Below are 17681 nucleotides of genomic sequence, written 5' to 3' on the forward strand. Positions count from 1 at the left end.
GCTCCGGGAAAATTTGTGAGTGCAAATAGTCTATCTAATCTATTATCCGCATATGTATGAGGTAAATGAGCTAACTTGGAGGGAGATCGCATTGACCATTACGAGACAAGATGCTTGGACACAGGATGAAGATTTGCTGCTGGCGGAGGTGGTGCTTCGCCATATTCGCGAGGGCGGAACACAGCTTTCCGCATTTGAGGAAGTAGGAAGGGCGCTGACCAGAACGGCCGCCGCCTGCGGATTTAGATGGAATTCATTTGTGAGGAAACAATATCAATCAGGCATAGAACTTGCTAAAAAACAGCGAAAAGAACTGAGAAAGCAAATCGGTGTTCACGCCGCTAACATGCCTGATACGGTAAAGCAGGCTCCGCCCGTAACTCCAGAAAGAAATAGAGATCTATCTATACAAGATGTCATACAATTTCTCGAACAATTTAAAGAAGCGCCATCTGCACAAGAATTTCATCATGAAAGAGAAAGGCTCACAGAGCAAGTAAACGCGCTGCAAAAAGAACTTGAGGACTTACGCAGTGAAAATCAAACGCTGCGGAATCAGCTGGAGATGACAGAAGAGGATTACAAGGCCTTGATCGACATCATGGACAGAGCGAGGAAAATGGTGGTGTCCAAAGAAGACGGGCGAAACAAAAAATCAAACCAAGGCTCATACGAACGCATCTGAAAATGAACCGGCCTTTTGGGTCCAGCCCGGCCGGTTTTCTTTTGTTATGCCGTTTCCCCTGATGTCATTTCCCCATCCATGTCCGGATGCCAAATTAAAGGATTTTCTCCTTTGTCACGCGCCATGTCGTATTTCACCGGCTCAAAATTCATTTTATCCCAGAAGCCGGTTGACTTCATTCTTGGATTTGTCCGGATCGGCATGCGGAAGGATTTTGCAAATTCAACAAGCGTCGTTCCATAGCCGTTTTTCTGATAACCTGGCAGAACCTCGAGCTTCCAAAGCTCTAAATAATCTTGATGATGTTCAAAATAAGGATTTGATTTTCCATTTGCCTGATATAAGCTCATTCGTGCGACAAGTGTATCCCCGAAATAAATCCCGTAAAACGGCGAGCTGCTGTCGTTTTCAATGATGTTTTCTTGAAGCTCTTCAAGCATAGACAGCTCCTGCATCCCGTATTCCTTGAATTTCTTGAACTCTTCAAGTGTTTTGTAGTTGATGAGCAAGCGCTCTACCTTCATCATGCTTATTTCCCCCTTTGTTGTCATTCTATTTATATTGTAAACGCATTATCCAAAAAATCCAAATATTAAGATTCTGATTATTCTGCAGGAAGCGAAACCTCTGACAAGTAATTCGGCAAGACATCTGCTATGATAATACGTAAAAGTAAAATAGGGTGTGACATTGTGAAAATAGGAATTATCGGCGGGGGGTCGGTCGGCCTCTTGTGTGCCTGCTACCTATCCTTGCATCATCAGGTGACCGTTCTGACGAGACGCGCCGAACAAGCGGAAGCCATCTGTTCTGACGGCATCCGTCTATATAAAGAAGGGAGAGAGTATAGCGGAGAGTGCGAAGCGGACACGGAAATCAATTCATCTTATGACCTGCTTCTTGTCACTGTCAAACAACATCAGCTCGGAGCTGTTTTTCCGAAACTGGATCAAATAAAAGAAACAAACATTTTATTTTTGCAAAATGGTATGGCTCATATCCATGAGATTCAGAATTGGAGGACCGCCCATTCGCTTTATGTCGGTATTGTGGAGCACGGTGCTGTCAGGAAATCAGATACGGCTGTTGAACACACCGGTTTAGGTGCGGTAAAATGGAGCGCGTTCGGTCATTCATCGCCAGAATCGCTGCATCCCTTTTTTCAACAAGAAACGCCGGGCTTTCCGATCGTTTATGAAACTGATTGGCACCGTCTTTTAACGGGGAAACTGATCATAAATGCCTGCATTAATCCGTTAACGGCTCTTTTGCGTGTGAAAAATGGGGAACTGCTGGCATCTCCGGCTTATTTCTCATATATGAAAATGATATTTCGTGAAGCCTGTACAATTTTAGGTCTGAAAGATCGGGAAAAAGCCTGGGAGCAGGTGTGCGCAGTTTGCGAAAATACAAAAGACAATTACTCTTCTATGCTTGTTGATGTATATGCCGGCAGGCTGACAGAAGCTGATGCCATTATCGGCTATCTATTAAAGGAAGCAGAAATCGGCGGTCATGATGCCATTCATTTTGAATTTCTGTACCGCAGCATTACTGCTTTGCGGCAAAAACCAGACAAAGTCTTTTGAGCTTTGGAGGGAACATGCTATACTCATTTCGGAAAACTAACTATTTATTGGAGAAAGGAAGTTCCAGAAGATGCAGCTAACTGAACTTTCCATCAAGAGTCAAAATGTGTTTGTACAGCACTATATAGATGGAAAAGAAGAAATGTCTTCTTTTTTTGATTACAATATTCACAACTCAGGCATGTGGCGTGAAAGACTTGATGACGTGTCGGCACGTACCTTTGCCAGAGAGGAATTAGCAGACTATTTATCCTCTTATCACAGCAAATTTGATTCCGCCGCCATGCAAGCGTCTATCGAGAAAATAAAGGACCCATCAAGTGTCGCTGTGGTGGGGGGACAGCAGGCAGGGCTTCTTACAGGGCCGCTTTACACGATACATAAAATCATTTCAATCATTGTTTTTGCAAAGCAGCAGGAAGAGGAATTGAAGGTGCCTGTCATCCCGCTGTTTTGGGTTGCCGGAGAAGACCATGACCTGGAAGAAATTAATTATGTGCATACGTCAGAACAAAACAGCCCTGTGAAGAAAAAGCTGCCTCAATCCTATTGGAAAAAAACTTCAGCGGCAAATACATCGCTTGATCAAGAGAAATGTGCTATGTGGATTGATGAAGTGTTTGCCTCTTTTGAAGAAACAGACCACACGAACACGCTCATTGAACATGTTAAACGATGTTTAAGGGATTCAACGACCTTTACGGACTTTTTCGAGCATCTGATCGCCGCTATGTTCCAGGAAGAAGGGCTTGTCCTCTTAAATTCGGGAGATCCGGGAATTAAAAAGCTCGAGACCGCTATGTTCCAAAAGATTTTGCGCCTTAATGGCGAGCTGGCTAATTCAGTAGCAGAACAGCAGCTTCTTATGAATCAAACGGGCTATCAGCCGATTATTGAGTCTGGAAAAGATCAGGCCAATCTATTTTATGAATACGAAACAGAACGCTTTTTAATCGAAAAAGATAATGCCGGGTTTATCGTCAGAGAGCTTGAACTGACATGGACAGAAGATGAGCTTTACATTCATATGGAAGAAAATCCGGAGAGATTCAGCAATAATGTTGTGACGAGACCGCTGATGCAGGAGTATCTCATTCCCACTTTAGCATTTATCGCAGGACCCGGAGAAGTGAATTACTGGGGAGAGCTCAAACAGGCATTCGGTTTAATGGATTTTAAAATGCCGCCGGTTGTGCCGAGGCTGAATATTACGATAGTTGAGCGCCATATTGAGAAAAAGCTGTCTGAACGGAACATTTCTTTGAAAGAAGCGATTGAAGGCGGCACAAAGAGCCAAAAAGACGCTTACTTTGAGAGTCAGATACCAGAGCAGTTTACCGAGCTTATCAATAACGCGAAAGCGGAAATAGAAACCATCCATAAGAATATCAGACAGGAAGCGCTAAAGGTGGATTCGAGCATGGCGCCTTTACTGCAAAAGAACGCCGCTTTCATCCAAGACCAGCTCCGATTTTTGGAACGGACGGTCACCAAACGGATTGAAGAAAAAGAAGGCTATGTGCTGAGGGACTATGAAAAAATACAAAACAGCATCAAACCGCTTCTTGCTCCGCAAGAACGAATATGGAATATTATGTATTATTTAAACAGGTATGGTCCAAAATTCTTCACAACATTCAAACATCTGCCATTTTCTTTTCAAAACCAACATCAAGTTGTCAAACTTTGAAATAAAGTTTTAATAAACCCTGACTAGTTCAGGGTTTTTTTTTATACATAAACAGTGTAAAATAAATGTGTGGAGAGAAGTGGTGAATAGTGGTGAGTTAAGGGGAGAAAGTGGGGCTAGAGATCATGTTTATGGGTGAATACCTGCATACTATTGATGCAAAAGGCCGCATGATCGTACCTGCTAAATTCAGAGAAGGCTTAGGTGAGCAGTTTGTGCTTACCAGAGGGCTTGACCAATGCCTCTTCGGCTACCCTATGCACGAATGGAAGCTGATTGAAGAAAAGCTTAAAGCTCTTCCTCTTACAAAGAAAGACGCCCGCGCGTTTACCCGCTTCTTTTTTTCAGGCGCGACTGAATGCGAACTGGACAAGCAAGGCCGGGTAAATATTGCATCATCACTATTGAATTACGCCAAACTGGAAAAAGAATGTGTTGTCATCGGGGTTTCGAATCGAATTGAATTGTGGAGTAAGGTAATTTGGGAACAATACACAGAAGAGCAAGAAGATTCATTTGCTGAAATTGCTGAAAACATGATTGGGTTTGATATATAATGAATCTTCGTGCATAACACTCTAACACAATTTCAATTCATCCTGATAAAAGGTGGGACCAATACACTATGTTTCAACACAAGACAGTACTTCTTCGTGAAACCGTTGACGGTTTAGACATCAAACCGGACGGTACCTATGTAGACTGCACCCTTGGAGGAGCGGGGCACAGTACATATTTATTACAGCAGTTATCCGAAAAAGGGCGTTTAATCGCTTTTGACCAAGACGACACAGCATTACAGCATGCAAAAGAAAAACTGTCCGGATATAAGGGACAGCTCATACTTATTAAAAGCAACTTCCGTTATTTAAAAGACTGTTTGAACGAACAGGGGATTACAGAGATTGACGGTGTTTTATTTGATCTGGGGGTATCTTCCCCGCAGCTGGATACGCCAGAACGCGGCTTCAGCTATCATCATGACGCGCCATTGGACATGAGGATGGACCAGTCGGCCCCGCTTACGGCAAAAGAAGTCGTAAATGAGTGGCGCTATGAGGATCTTGTGCGGATTTTCTTCAGATACGGAGAAGAGAAATTCAGCAAACAGATAGCGAGAAAAATTGAAGAGGCAAGAAGCAAGTCGCCTATTCAAACAACGGGCCAACTGGTCGATCTAATAAAAGACGCAATTCCCGCTCCGGCCAGACGAAGCGGAGGGCATCCGGCGAAACGGGTGTTCCAGGCCATTAGAATTGCAGTAAACGATGAGCTGAAGGTTTTTGAAGAGGCGCTTCTTCAAGCAATTGAAGTGCTGAAGCCAGGGGGAAGGGTATCTGTTATTACCTTCCATTCTCTTGAAGACAGAATATGTAAAGCGACGTTTAAGGAAATGTCGTCGCTTCCGGAACTCCCGCCGGGACTGCCTGTCATACCGGAAGAATTTGAGCCTGAATTAAAGCTTATAACACGAAAACCGATTACAGCTTCAGAAGAAGAGCTTGAAGAAAACAACCGAGCTCGATCAGCCAAGCTTCGCATCGCGGAAAAACGAAAATAACGAACTGCGAACGCAAACTTAAAAGGAGGTCATCAGCCTATGAGTAATTTAGCTTACCAGCAAGAAAAACAGCAGCGGCATACGTTAAGCCCGGAAAAAAAGGTTATTGTCAAAAGAAGGGCTTCCATTACACTCGGAGAAAAAGTTTTGCTCGTCCTATTCGTTATCGCCGTACTCAGCGTTTCACTCTTTATTGTATCGAAAGCGTACGCGGCATATCAGACGAATATCGAGGTGCAAAAACTTGAAGAGAAAATTTCTTCTGAGAACAAGCGGATTGGTGACCTCGAAAAAAATGTTGCTGATTTAAGCACACCCGAACGCATTATGGACATAGCCGAAAAGAATGGCTTGAAGCTGAAAAACAAAAAAGTGAAAAACATACAGGAATGATTGAAATGCCAAAAAAGAATAAATTTATGAACAGAGGAGCAGCGATACTCAGTATTTGTTTCGCTCTCTTTTTCTTTGTTATTTTAGGGAGAATGGCATATTTACAAATAACAGGAAAAGCAAACGGAGAAGCACTGGCGACAAAAGCGACCGAGCAGCATGAAAAGAAACGGACCATTGAAGCAAGCCGCGGCTCTATATTAGACCGAAACGGCAAAGTCATCGCTGAAGATACGGCCACATATAAATTGGTTGCTGTCCTTGACAAGAAAATGACAACTGACATTAAACATCCGCAGCACGTCACTAATAAAGAAAAAACAGCGGAGGAACTTTCGAAAGTCATTGACATGGACAAGGGTGACATTCTTGATATTTTAAATAAGGGTGTGAAACAAGTCGAATTCGGATCTGCGGGCCGGGATATATCATTTTCGCAAAAAGAAAAAATCGAAAAGCTAAAGCTTCCGGGAATTTCATTTTTGCGTGACACGAAACGCTACTATCCAAACGGCGTATTTGCATCCAATTTAATAGGCTATGCCGAGGTCAATGAACAAACAAGCGAAATTCAAGGTGCTATGGGGCTTGAAAAGGTGCTGAACAAGTACTTAAAGGAGCAAGACGGATATGTGACTTACGAAAGTGACAAATCCGGCTGGAAACTCCCGAACAGCAAAGAGAATATCACTGCACCAAAAAATGGTGACAATGTATATTTAACCATTGATCAGAAAATTCAAACCTTTTTAGAAGACAGTATGACAAAAGTGGCGAAAAAATATAACCCGAAGAAAATCATGGCGGCAGCCGTTGACCCGAAAACGGGCAAAGTGCTTGCGATGGGACAGCGGCCGAGCTTTGACCCGAATACCCGGGATGTGACGAATTATTACAATGACTTAATTTCATATTCGTTTGAGCCCGGCTCTACGATGAAGATTTTTACGCTTGCAGCTGCTATGCAGGAAAATGTGTTTAATGCCAATGAAAAGTATAAATCTGGAACGTATGAAGTAGGGGGAGAACTTGTAAGAGACCATAACTATGGTGTAGGTTGGGGGAAAACAACATACCATGATGGCGTATTAAGGTCATCTAATGTTGCTTTTGCAAAACTGGCCAATGAAAAGTTAGGTTATTCACGGCTAAATGAATATCTCCATAAGTTCAATTTCTATCAAAAAACAGGCATTGACTTGCCAGGAGAAGCATCGAGTAAAATTAACTTCAAATATGAATTTGACAAAGCGTCAACTGCATATGGACAAGCTTCTGCCGTCACGCCGATTCAGCAGCTGGAGGCTGCAACAGCGATCGCCAATGACGGTAAAATGATGAAGCCTTACGTTATCGATCATATCGTTGATCCTGACACGAAGAAAACCGTTTATCAAAATAAGCCTGAATCAGCAGGAACTCCAATTTCAGCGAATACGGCTAAAAAGGTCCGCAATATATTAGGTGAGGTCGTTTCATCTGATATCGGGACTGGAAAACCTTATCAAATTGAAGGCTTTGATGTAGCGGTAAAAACAGGCACAGCGCAGATTGCCGGACAAAACGGTTATTTATCAGGGCGTGATAATTACATTTTCTCTGTAATGGGGATGGCGCCAAAAGATGACCCTGAACTGCTTATCTATGTTGCAGTGCAGCAGCCGCAATTAGAAAATGACGAAACTGGTTCCAATCCGGTATCCGAAATTTTTAATCCGACGATGAAGAACAGTCTGCACTACCTGAATATTGAACCGACTGAAACGTCTGATTCAGAACAGGAAAAAACAAAGGCTCAAACCATGCCTGATTTGACTGATCAAAGAGTGACGACCGCTCAGCAGAAAGCAAAAAGTGAAAATCTCACACCGGTGGTCATCGGCAGCGATGTTGCGGTGAAAGAGCAATACCCGAAAGCGGGCGAGGAAGTCCTGACAAATCAGAAGGTCTTTTTGAAAACAGACGGAAAGATGAAAATGCCTGATATGTCGGGCTGGTCGAGAAGAGAGGTTCTTCAATTCGGCAAGGCTTCCGGTATTCATATTGAGGTGAACGGGCAGGGATACGCCGTAAGCCAAAGTGTGAAAAAGAACAAAGAAATAAAAGAAAACACTGTGATCAAGGTGAAGTTCGAAAATCCAGAATAACTGAGAAAGAAAGCTTGCTAACGGCATTATCCGCTGTTGCAGGCTTTCTTTTTTTTATCCCTCTGTGAGAGCGCCGTTCTACCTGTCCAAGCTAAGGCATAAAATGAAACAAGCCTAAATAAGGAGTGAACGGTCTCTTGCGCGTCTCGAATGTAACGGTTAGAAAACGTTTATTATTTGTTTTGCTTTTTGGAGTGATCGTGTTTCTGATCATTGATACAAGGCTCGGCTATGTTCAGTTCGTTCTGGGCGACAAGCTGACCTCGCTGGCAAAGGATTCCTGGAGCCGAAATCTTCCGTTTGAACCTGAACGGGGAGAGATTCTAGACCGAAACGGCGTAAAGCTGGCCACGAATAAAAGCGCGCCGACCGTGTTTGTCGTGCCGCGCCAAGTTCAAAATCCGGTCAGCACAAGCAAACAGCTGGCGGCAGTCTTAAATATGTCCGAAGAAAAAGTATACAAGCATCTGACAAAGAAAGCCTCAATCGAAAAAATTACCCCTGAAGGCCGGAAAATTTCAAATAAAAAGGCAAAAGAAATCAAAGCGCTTGATTTAAAAGGCGTTTACGTGGCGGAAGACAGCATCAGGCATTATCCGTTCGGAAGCTTTTTATCTCATGTGCTCGGCTTTGCGGGCATAGATAACCAGGGGCTGCTCGGCCTTGAAGCTTATTATGATGATGATCTAAAAGGGGAAAAGGGCTCAGTAAAGTTTTATACCGATGCTAAAGGGAAAAAAATGCCTGATGAAGCAGATGACTATACCCCGCCAAAAGACGGGTTGGACATGAAGCTGACGGTGGATTCAAAGGTTCAGACCATTATGGAAAGAGAGCTTGATAATGCGGAGGCGAAATACAATCCCGACGGTATGATCGCTGTTGCCATGAATCCGAAAAACGGTGAAATCCTTGCGATGTCAAGCCGGCCTGATTTCGATCCGGCTGACTATCAATCGGTTGATTCGTCAGTGTATAACCGCAATTTGCCGGTATGGAGCACGTATGAGCCGGGTTCAACCTTTAAAATCATAACGCTCGCTGCCGCTCTTGAAGAGCAAAAGGTCAATTTAAAAAGAGATCAATATTATGATAAAGGCCACACTGAGGTTGACGGAGCCCGTCTCAGGTGCTGGAAAAAAGGCGGTCACGGCCTGCAGACCTTTCTTGAGGTTGTTCAAAATTCCTGCAACCCAGGTTTTGTCGAGCTAGGCGAGCGGCTTGGAAAGGAAAAGTTGTTTAAATATATCAAGAGCTTCGGCTTCGGCCAAAAAACCGGGATTGATTTACAAGGAGAAGGAACCGGGATTTTATTTCCTCTAGATAAAGTAGGTCCTGTTGAACAAGCTACAACAGCTTTCGGACAGGGGGTATCCGTTACGCCGATTCAGCAGGTAGCGGCTGTATCTGCCGCTGTAAACGGAGGTACGCTTTATACCCCTTATATTGCGAAAGAATGGATAGATCCGGTAACAAAGAAAACCGTAAAAAAACAATCGCCGGTGGCAAAGAAACAAGTTATTTCTGAGGAGACATCTAAACAAATCAGATATGCGTTAGAAAGCGTAGTAGCCGAAGGAACCGGGCGCAACGCCTTTGTTGAAGGCTATCGTGTCGGAGGAAAGACGGGAACGGCGCAAAAGGTAAAGGACGGAAAGTATCTTGAAAACAACCACATCGTTTCATTTATCGGTTTTGCGCCTGCTGATGATCCGAGTCTTGTCGTATATGTTGCAGTAGATAATCCGAAAGGCACCATTCAGTTCGGGGGTACCGTCGCTGCCCCAATTGTTGGGAATATCATGAGAGACAGTCTCCCTGAGATCGGCGTAAAGCCGAGAAAAAATCAAATTGAGAAAAAATATCAATGGTCCGACACAAAATCAATAGAAGTTCCGAATGTTGTAGGGATGTCTGTCTCGGATCTTGAATCGCTGCTTGTCAACTTGCAAATTGATTCCTCAGGTAAAGGAAGCAAAATTGTGAAACAATCACCGGCAGCCGGAACGAAAGTAAAAGAAGGCTCAAAGATTCGTGTTTATTTGAGTGAAGAATGAGTGAAATTCGAGGCAGCCGATTGAATCCGGCTGCCTTTTGGTTTGGATAAGAAAAAAAGCTTATAAGTTTCAAGATTAGCTGGATGTATCCTTTTTTTTACGCTAAAATATGAACTGTATGTTTAAAAGTATAAACATGGCTTTCATGATAGAAGAACGAATAGAATTTTGAGAGGTTTGATACGATGAAACTAACAAAGCTGCTTACATACTTAACAACCGAACCTTCTGTAAATGACTTTCATGACCCTGACATTACGTCAATTGAGATGGACTCCAGGGAAGTAAAGACAGGGAGTCTTTTTGTGTGTGTAAAAGGTTATACGGTGGACGGGCATGATTTTGCGCAAAAGGCTGTTGAAAACGGAGCGTCTGCCATTGTGGCTGAAAGAGAACTTGATGTCAGCGTTCCCGTGACCATTGTCCGGAACTCACAGCGCGCGCTCAGTGTATTGTCGGATGCGTTTTACGGCCAGCCGACGAAACAGCTTCAGCTGATTGGAATTACCGGGACAAACGGAAAAACATCTACGTCACATATGGTGGATGAAATTTTGAAAAAGGCGGGGAAACGCACAGGCCTGATCGGAACGATGTATATCAAGATCGACGAAGAAACGTTTCCCGTGAAAAACACAACACCGGAAAGTGTCACGCTGCAGAAGACATTTAAAAAAATGAATGATAACCATGTGGACACTGCGATTATGGAAGTATCCTCTCATGCTTTGTCCATGGGAAGAGTTCACGGCTGTGATTACGACATTGCGGTATTCACAAATTTAACGCAGGATCATCTGGACTATCATAAAACGATGGATGAGTACAGGCAGGCAAAGAGCCTTCTGTTTTCACAGCTGGGCGGCGCGTTTAACCATGAAAAGCCGAAGCGGGCCATCCTGAATGCTGACGATGAGGCAAGCGCGTATTATGAAAAGGTGACTGCAGCACACATCTCTACATACGGAATTAAAAATGACGCTGATGTAATGGCAAAACACATCAAAACAACCGCACAGGGCACGAGCTTTGAACTGGTTACAAACAAAGGCACAAAGCCCATCACGATTTCACTCGTCGGACAGTTCAACGTGTACAACGTGCTGGCTGCCGTTGCGACATGTATTGCCGCCGGTATCCCATTTGAAACGGTTGCTGAGGCTGTCGAAGAATTGCACGGCGTAAGAGGACGTTTTGAATTAGTCAATAAAAATCAGGAATTCCCTGTCATTGTTGATTACGCCCATACCCCTGACAGTCTTGAAAACGTTTTGAAGACGTGCAAAGACATGACAGAAGGTAAGGTCTTTGTTGTTGTAGGCTGCGGAGGAGACAGAGATAAAACGAAACGCCCGAAAATGGCAAAAATCGCTGTTCAGCTTGCGGATGAACCGATTTTTACATCAGATAATCCGAGAAGTGAAGACCCGCTCGCGATTTTAAGAGATATGGAGGCAGGGGTTGAGAACGAATACTATCACAGCATCGCAAACCGCGAGCAAGCGATCTTTTTTGCGATTGCCAATGCCAGAAAAGGCGATGTCGTACTGATTGCGGGAAAAGGGCATGAAACCTATCAGCAAATCGGTGCAGAGACCTTCGATTTTGATGACGCCGAAGTAGCAGCAAGAGCGATTGCCGAACTGAATAAAAATTAGATCAATCATAGGAAAGAGATGTTAATGAATGATGGAATTAAAAAGATTTTCACATATGGAAAAAAAACGTGAATATGATAACTACGTATGCCGTTTGAAAGAAACAGGAGGAGACAAGAACAATGCTTGAGCAAGTTATTCTATTTACAATTATAATGGGGTTTTTAATCAGCGTTCTTCTCTCTCCGATTCTTATCCCGTTTTTAAGAAGACTGAAATTCGGCCAGAGCATTAGGGAAGAAGGACCGAAATCACATCAAAAAAAATCAGGGACGCCGACGATGGGCGGTGTCATGATTATATTATCTATTATTGTTACTACGATTGTTATGACGCAAAAATTCTCAGAGATCAGCCCTGAGATGTTTCTTTTGCTGTTTGTTACACTCGGCTACGGGCTGCTCGGATTCTTAGATGACTATATTAAAGTTGTCATGAAACGCAACCTTGGCTTAACGTCAAAACAAAAGCTAATCGGGCAGATCATTATCGCCGTTGTGTTTTATGCAGTCTATCATTACTGCAATTTCTCAACAGACATTCGTCTTCCGGGAACAGATCTGTCATTTGATCCTGGCTGGGCTTACTTTATCCTTGTCCTCTTTATGCTTGTGGGAGGATCAAATGCGGTCAATCTGACTGACGGTCTTGACGGCCTGTTATCAGGGACAGCTGCCATTGCGTTTGGAGCTTTCGCTATTTTAGCGTGGAACCAATCACAATATGATGTTGCGATTTTCTCGGTTGCCGTTGTAGGAGCGGTATTAGGCTTCCTCGTATTTAACGCGCACCCTGCTAAAGTGTTTATGGGAGATACAGGCTCACTTGCATTAGGAGGGGCGATTGTCACTATTGCGATCTTAACGAAGCTTGAAATTCTGCTCGTTATTATCGGCGGCGTATTCGTCATTGAAACATTATCGGTTATTTTACAAGTCATCAGCTTCAAAACGACAGGAAAACGTATTTTTAAAATGAGTCCGCTTCACCACCATTATGAGCTTGTCGGGTGGTCTGAATGGAGAGTTGTTGTCACATTTTGGACTGCGGGACTTTTGCTTGCCGTTTTAGGAATTTACATCGAGGTGTGGTTATAAGTGGAAAAAGAACAAGTGTTACAGAATCAGCATTTTTTAGTCCTCGGACTGGCGAAAAGCGGATATGCGGCTGCTTCTATTCTTCATGAAAAAGGGGCTTACGTTGTTGTGAACGATCAAAAGCCATTTGAAGAAAACGAGCCCGCCCAGAAGCTTTCGAATAAAGGAATTGACGTGATTTGCGGCGAGCATCCGACGTCCCTTTTTGACCAGCACCATATTACGGTACTGATTAAAAACCCGGGCATTCCATATGAAAATGTCATGGTGCAGGAAGCGGAAAAAAGAGGTATTCCGGTCTGGACGGAAATAGAACTTGCCTATTATGTAACGGATGCAAAATTTATCGGAATCACAGGTTCGAACGGAAAAACAACAACAACAACGCTTATTTATGAAATGCTGAAGGCTGATTCTCAAAAAGCGCTGATCGCTGGAAATATCGGGACAGTCGCAAGCGAGGTCGCTTATCATGCTGACGGAGATGAATGGATCGTCACGGAGCTTTCTTCTTTTCAGCTTATGGGGACTCATGCGTTCAGACCGCACATCAGTCTTATTCTAAACGTATTTGACGCCCATCTTGATTATCACCATTCGAGAGAAAACTATGAAAAAGCGAAGCAGAACGTATATTTGCACCAGCTGGAATCAGACACGGCCGTTGTCAATCAAGATGATGAAACTGTTGTACGTCTGGCGGAAGCAGGAAAAGCAGCCTCTCTTGCGTTTTCAGCAACAAAGCCGCTTGAGCGAGGCGCATGCGTAAAAGACGGAATGATCTTGTTTGATAACGAAGCCATACTTTCTTTGGAAGATGTCGTACTGCCCGGCGCGCACAATCTTGAGAATATTTTGGCCGCCGTTGCGGTTGTAAAAACGGCGGGAGCGTCTAACGAAGCGATCAAAAAGGTCCTTACAAGCTTTACAGGTGTAAAGCACCGCCTTCAATACGTGACAACGATTCAGGACCGTAAATTTTATAACGACAGCAAAGCAACGAACGTATTAGCGACCAGCAAGGCGCTTTCCGCCTTTGAAAAACCGGTTCTTCTCCTTGCCGGCGGGCTTGACCGCGGTAACGGTTTTGACGAACTAAAACCTTTTATGCAAAATGTAAAAGCGATTCTTACTTTCGGCCAGACGGCTCCTAAACTCGAAAAACTCGGGGCTGAACTGGGAATACAACATGTCAAACGTGTCGATAATGTTGAACAAGCAGTATCGGCGGCGTTTGCGCTCTCAAATGAAGGGGATGTCATCCTGTTGTCACCGGCTTGCGCAAGCTGGGACCAGTTCAAAACATTTGAAGAACGCGGTGACATGTTTATAGACGCCGTGCATATGCTTAAATAAGGGCTTGTCTGGCAGGATACGGCAGCCCTAATGACTTTATGCTTGGGGTGTCGATCGCTTTGACAACAAAAAAAACAGCGCCTGATTTATTATTGGTCATCATTACGTTATTGCTATTAACAATAGGTTTAATTATGGTGTACAGTGCGAGTGCAGTGTGGGCGGATTATAAATTTGACGATTCATTTTTCTTTGCGAAACGGCAGCTGCTGTTTGCCGGAATCGGAGTTATCGCTATGTTTTTTATTATGAATGTTGATTATTGGACATGGCGGACTTGGTCTAAAATGTTAATGATTATCTGTTTTTTTCTGCTGCTGCTTGTGCTTATACCAGGCATAGGCATGGAGCGGAACGGATCGAGAAGCTGGATCGGCGTCGGCGCGTTCAGTATTCAGCCTTCTGAGTTTATGAAACTTGCGATGATTGCGTTTCTTGCTAAGTTTCTGTCAGAAAAACAAAAAAACATTACATCGTTCAGACGCGGGTTTGTGCCGGCGCTTGGAATTGTTTTTTCGGCATTTCTTATCATTATGTGCCAGCCTGACCTTGGAACGGGGACAGTAATGGTCGGGACTTGTATCGTTATGATTTTTGTCTCAGGAGCACGCATCGCCCACTTTGTCTTTCTCGGGCTGATCGGTCTCAGCGGATTTGCAGCGCTGGTTCTGTCGGCACCGTACCGGATTAAGCGGATTACCTCATATTTAAATCCTTGGGAAGATCCGCTTGGCAGCGGCTTTCAAATCATTCAGTCGCTATATGCTGTCGGACCTGGGGGATTGTTTGGAATGGGTCTCGGCCAAAGCAGGCAAAAGTTCTTTTACCTGCCGGAGCCGCAGACAGACTTTATCTTTGCGATACTGTCAGAAGAACTGGGCTTTATCGGAGGGTCACTCATTCTGTTATTGTTCAGCGTGCTTTTGTGGAGAGGAATCAGAATCGCACTCGGGGCGCCCGACTTGTACGGCAGCTTTGTTGCTGTCGGCATTATTTCCATGATCGCCATCCAAGTCATGATCAATATCGGCGTTGTCACCGGTCTTATTCCGGTAACCGGCATCACATTGCCATTTCTAAGCTATGGGGGCTCATCTTTGACTTTGATGCTGATGGCTGTAGGCGTGCTGCTGAATGTGAGCCGGTATTCGAGATATTAATAAAAATCTTTAACAAGCGCAAAAAATAATTATATAATCATGCTGTGAGTGAGAAAACAAAAAGCCAATAACCCTGTCCACAAAACAGGGTTATCGCTATGTTATAGAGAAATAGGGGGAAGAGGTTTATGCGTATTGCAGTTAGCGGAGGCGGCACAGGAGGACATATTTATCCTGCGCTTGCTTTTATTAAAGAGGTGCAGCGACGCCATCCTGATGTGGAATTTTTATATATCGGTACGGAGAACGGCCTTGAGAAAAAAATCGTTGAGCGGGAAAACATTCCGTTTCAATCAATTGAAATTACCGGCTTTAAACGGAAGCTTTCATTTGAAAATGTGAAAACTGTTATGCGCTTCTTCAAAGGTGTTAAAAAAAGCAAATCGTATTTAGCGGATTTTAAGCCCGACGCAGTGATCGGGACGGGCGGCTATGTGTGCGGACCTGTAGTATACGCCGCTTCTAAAATGGGGATTCCGACAATTATTCATGAGCAAAACAGCCTGCCGGGCATCACCAATAAGTTTCTTTCTAAATATGTTAATAAAGTAGCGATTTGTTTTGATGAAGCGAAATCGCATTTTCCAAGTGAGAAAGTTGTATTTACGGGAAACCCGAGAGCTTCTGAAGTCGTCTCAATAAAGACGGGCCGGTCATTAGCTGAATTCGGGCTTACAGAAGATAAAAAAACCGTTTTAATCTTCGGCGGAAGCAGAGGCGCCGCGGCGATTAACCGCGCGGTAGTTGAGATGCAGGAAGCGCTGAAAACGAGAGAATACCAAGTGCTGTATATTACGGGAGAGGTCCATTACGAGAAAGTCATGGGCGAGTTGCAAAGCGCGGGCGGCGCAGCAGGCAATATGGTGACAAAGCCATTTTTACATCAAATGCCTGAATACTTAAAGGCGATTGATGTGATTGTGGCAAGAGCCGGAGCAACGACGATTGCCGAAATTACGGCGCTCGGCATTCCGAGCGTGCTCATCCCGAGCCCGTACGTCACGGCGAATCATCAAGAGGTCAACGCACAAGCGCTCAGTCAGCATGATGCAGCCATTGTGCTGAAAGAAACAGAACTCAGCGGTGATAAGCTGATCAATGCGCTTGACCGGATTGTACTGGATGAGGACACCCTTAAGGATATGAGTGAGCGGACGAAATCACTCGGTGTACCGGATGCGGCTGCCCGTCTTTACAGCGTGTTGGAAGAACTAAAAAAATAAGAGAAGAGCAAACGGAAATGCGGAGGTTTACGATGGAGAAAGTGATACAAGAATTAAAAGACCGCGAAGTCGGCAAAGTTCTGGAAAACGAACCGCTCGCGAATCATACAACAATGAAAATAGGCGGACCTGCCGACATTTTGGTCATCCCGAATCGTGTGGAAGCCGTAAAAGACATTATGGACATTATTAAAAAGCACGACATAAAATGGACGGTCATCGGCAGAGGATCGAACCTTCTCGTTTTGGATGAAGGGATCAGAGGAGTCGTCATTAAACTGGGCGCAGGTCTTGACCATTTAGAACTGAATGAGGATCAGGTCACTGTCGGCGGGGGCTATTCAGTTGTCCGCCTTGCAACATCAATGAGTAAAAAAGGTTTGTCAGGACTGGAATTTGCGGCTGGCATTCCAGGGTCAATCGGCGGGGCTGTGTATATGAACGCCGGAGCGCACGGTTCTGATATGAGTGAGATTCTTGTGAAAGCCCATATTTTATTTGAGGATGGCACAATTAAGTGGCTGACCAAAGAAGAGATGGAGTTTAGCTACAGGACTTCTGTTTTGCAAAAGAAACGTCCCGGCGTTTGCCTTGAGGCGGTTCTGCAGCTTGAGCAAAAGGACCGTGAAGGCATCGTGCAGCAAATGCAAAACAATAAAGACTACAGAAAGAATACGCAGCCGTATTCAAGTCCTTGTGCCGGAAGCATCTTCAGAAATCCGCTTCCGAACCACGCCGGAAACCTTGTGGAAAAGGCGGGGCTAAAAGGGTATCAAATCGGCGGAGCAAAAATATCGGAAATGCACGGGAATTTCATTGTCAACGCCGGAGGTGCATCTGCAAAAGACGTGCTTGACCTTATTGACTATGTGAAGAAGACCATACGTGAACAATACGAGATTGATATGCATACAGAGGTTGAAATCGTCGGCGAAAATCGCTGACTCATTCTCTGACTCAAGCAGTTCATGTGATATACTTTAAGCAAATGACAAACGGCATCATAGTATGCCGTTTGTTTTGGATAAGACAGACTTAACAGCTGTTTCATTTGAATGAGGTGAA

The 17681-nt window shown here is 44.2% G+C and carries 15 protein-coding genes; 14 read left to right on the forward strand and 1 reads right to left on the reverse strand.

Annotated elements, in window-relative coordinates; all coding sequences use genetic code 11:
• Positions 1 to 91: 91 nt before the first annotated feature.
• Positions 92 to 685: a sporulation-specific transcriptional regulator GerR gene (gerR, locus tag AAHT65_RS14975; RefSeq protein WP_010788523.1), complete on the forward strand. Its 594-nt coding sequence runs from the start codon at positions 92 to 94 to the stop codon at positions 683 to 685.
• 44 nt (positions 686 to 729) lie between these two features.
• Here the strand turns inward: gerR and AAHT65_RS14980 are convergent, their stop codons facing one another.
• On the reverse strand, positions 730 to 1212 hold the full coding sequence (locus tag AAHT65_RS14980; RefSeq protein ID WP_010788524.1) for an N-acetyltransferase: 483 nt from the start codon (positions 1210 to 1212) through the stop codon (positions 730 to 732).
• A gap of 165 nt (positions 1213 to 1377) precedes the next feature.
• Here AAHT65_RS14980 and AAHT65_RS14985 point away from each other — a divergent pair, with 165 nt between their 5' ends.
• The 13 genes from AAHT65_RS14985 to murB all read left to right on the forward strand — a co-directional run bounded on the left by AAHT65_RS14985 (position 1378) and on the right by murB (position 17560).
• Positions 1378 to 2274, forward strand: coding sequence for a 2-dehydropantoate 2-reductase (locus tag AAHT65_RS14985; protein WP_343310448.1), 897 nt, complete (start codon positions 1378 to 1380; stop codon positions 2272 to 2274).
• Positions 2275 to 2344: 70 nt separating this feature from the next.
• Positions 2345 to 3964, forward strand: a complete 1620-nt coding sequence (gene bshC / locus AAHT65_RS14990; protein WP_343310449.1) for a bacillithiol biosynthesis cysteine-adding enzyme BshC — start codon at positions 2345 to 2347, stop codon at positions 3962 to 3964.
• A 125-nt stretch (positions 3965 to 4089) separates the two neighbouring features.
• Positions 4090 to 4521, forward strand: coding sequence for a division/cell wall cluster transcriptional repressor MraZ (mraZ, locus tag AAHT65_RS14995; RefSeq protein ID WP_343310450.1), 432 nt, complete (start codon positions 4090 to 4092; stop codon positions 4519 to 4521).
• Positions 4522 to 4589: 68 nt separating this feature from the next.
• The gene (gene rsmH / locus AAHT65_RS15000) at positions 4590 to 5525 is read left to right on the forward strand and encodes a 16S rRNA (cytosine(1402)-N(4))-methyltransferase RsmH (RefSeq protein WP_010788527.1); all 936 of its coding nucleotides are present in this window, start codon (positions 4590 to 4592) and stop codon (positions 5523 to 5525) included.
• Positions 5526 to 5564: 39 nt separating this feature from the next.
• Positions 5565 to 5918, forward strand: a complete 354-nt coding sequence (gene ftsL / locus AAHT65_RS15005) for a cell division protein FtsL (RefSeq protein WP_003329063.1) — start codon at positions 5565 to 5567, stop codon at positions 5916 to 5918.
• On the forward strand, positions 5915 to 8065 hold the full coding sequence (pbpB, locus tag AAHT65_RS15010) for a penicillin-binding protein 2B (RefSeq protein ID WP_106271620.1): 2151 nt from the start codon (positions 5915 to 5917) through the stop codon (positions 8063 to 8065). Before ftsL ends, pbpB begins: the two co-directional genes overlap by 4 nt.
• 137 nt (positions 8066 to 8202) lie before the next feature.
• Positions 8203 to 10122 (forward strand): stage V sporulation protein D, encoded by a 1920-nt coding sequence (locus AAHT65_RS15015; protein WP_013390506.1) that lies wholly within the window; start codon positions 8203 to 8205, stop codon positions 10120 to 10122.
• Between the two features lie 185 nt (positions 10123 to 10307).
• On the forward strand, positions 10308 to 11780 hold the full coding sequence (locus tag AAHT65_RS15020) for a UDP-N-acetylmuramoyl-L-alanyl-D-glutamate--2,6-diaminopimelate ligase (RefSeq protein WP_094231980.1): 1473 nt from the start codon (positions 10308 to 10310) through the stop codon (positions 11778 to 11780).
• A gap of 122 nt (positions 11781 to 11902) precedes the next feature.
• Positions 11903 to 12877 carry a phospho-N-acetylmuramoyl-pentapeptide-transferase gene (mraY, locus tag AAHT65_RS15025; protein ID WP_094231981.1) on the forward strand — a complete coding sequence of 325 codons (975 nt, stop codon included), beginning with the start codon at positions 11903 to 11905 and terminating at the stop codon, positions 12875 to 12877.
• Positions 12878 to 14233: a UDP-N-acetylmuramoyl-L-alanine--D-glutamate ligase gene (murD, locus tag AAHT65_RS15030; protein WP_094231982.1), complete on the forward strand. Its 1356-nt coding sequence runs from the start codon at positions 12878 to 12880 to the stop codon at positions 14231 to 14233. It abuts the gene before it with no gap.
• 59 nt (positions 14234 to 14292) lie between these two features.
• The gene (gene spoVE, locus AAHT65_RS15035; protein ID WP_003329052.1) at positions 14293 to 15393 is read left to right on the forward strand and encodes a stage V sporulation protein E; all 1101 of its coding nucleotides are present in this window, start codon (positions 14293 to 14295) and stop codon (positions 15391 to 15393) included.
• 128 nt (positions 15394 to 15521) lie between these two features.
• Complete coding sequence (gene murG / locus AAHT65_RS15040) at positions 15522 to 16616, forward strand: undecaprenyldiphospho-muramoylpentapeptide beta-N-acetylglucosaminyltransferase (protein ID WP_088117119.1); 1095 nt, start codon at positions 15522 to 15524, stop codon at positions 16614 to 16616.
• Between the two features lie 32 nt (positions 16617 to 16648).
• Positions 16649 to 17560 carry a UDP-N-acetylmuramate dehydrogenase gene (gene murB / locus AAHT65_RS15045; RefSeq protein ID WP_010788534.1) on the forward strand — a complete coding sequence of 304 codons (912 nt, stop codon included), beginning with the start codon at positions 16649 to 16651 and terminating at the stop codon, positions 17558 to 17560.
• The last annotated feature ends 121 nt before the right edge of the window (positions 17561 to 17681 follow it).

This window comes from Bacillus atrophaeus, assembly GCF_039519175.1.
Classification (GTDB): Bacteria; Bacillota; Bacilli; order Bacillales; family Bacillaceae; genus Bacillus; species Bacillus atrophaeus.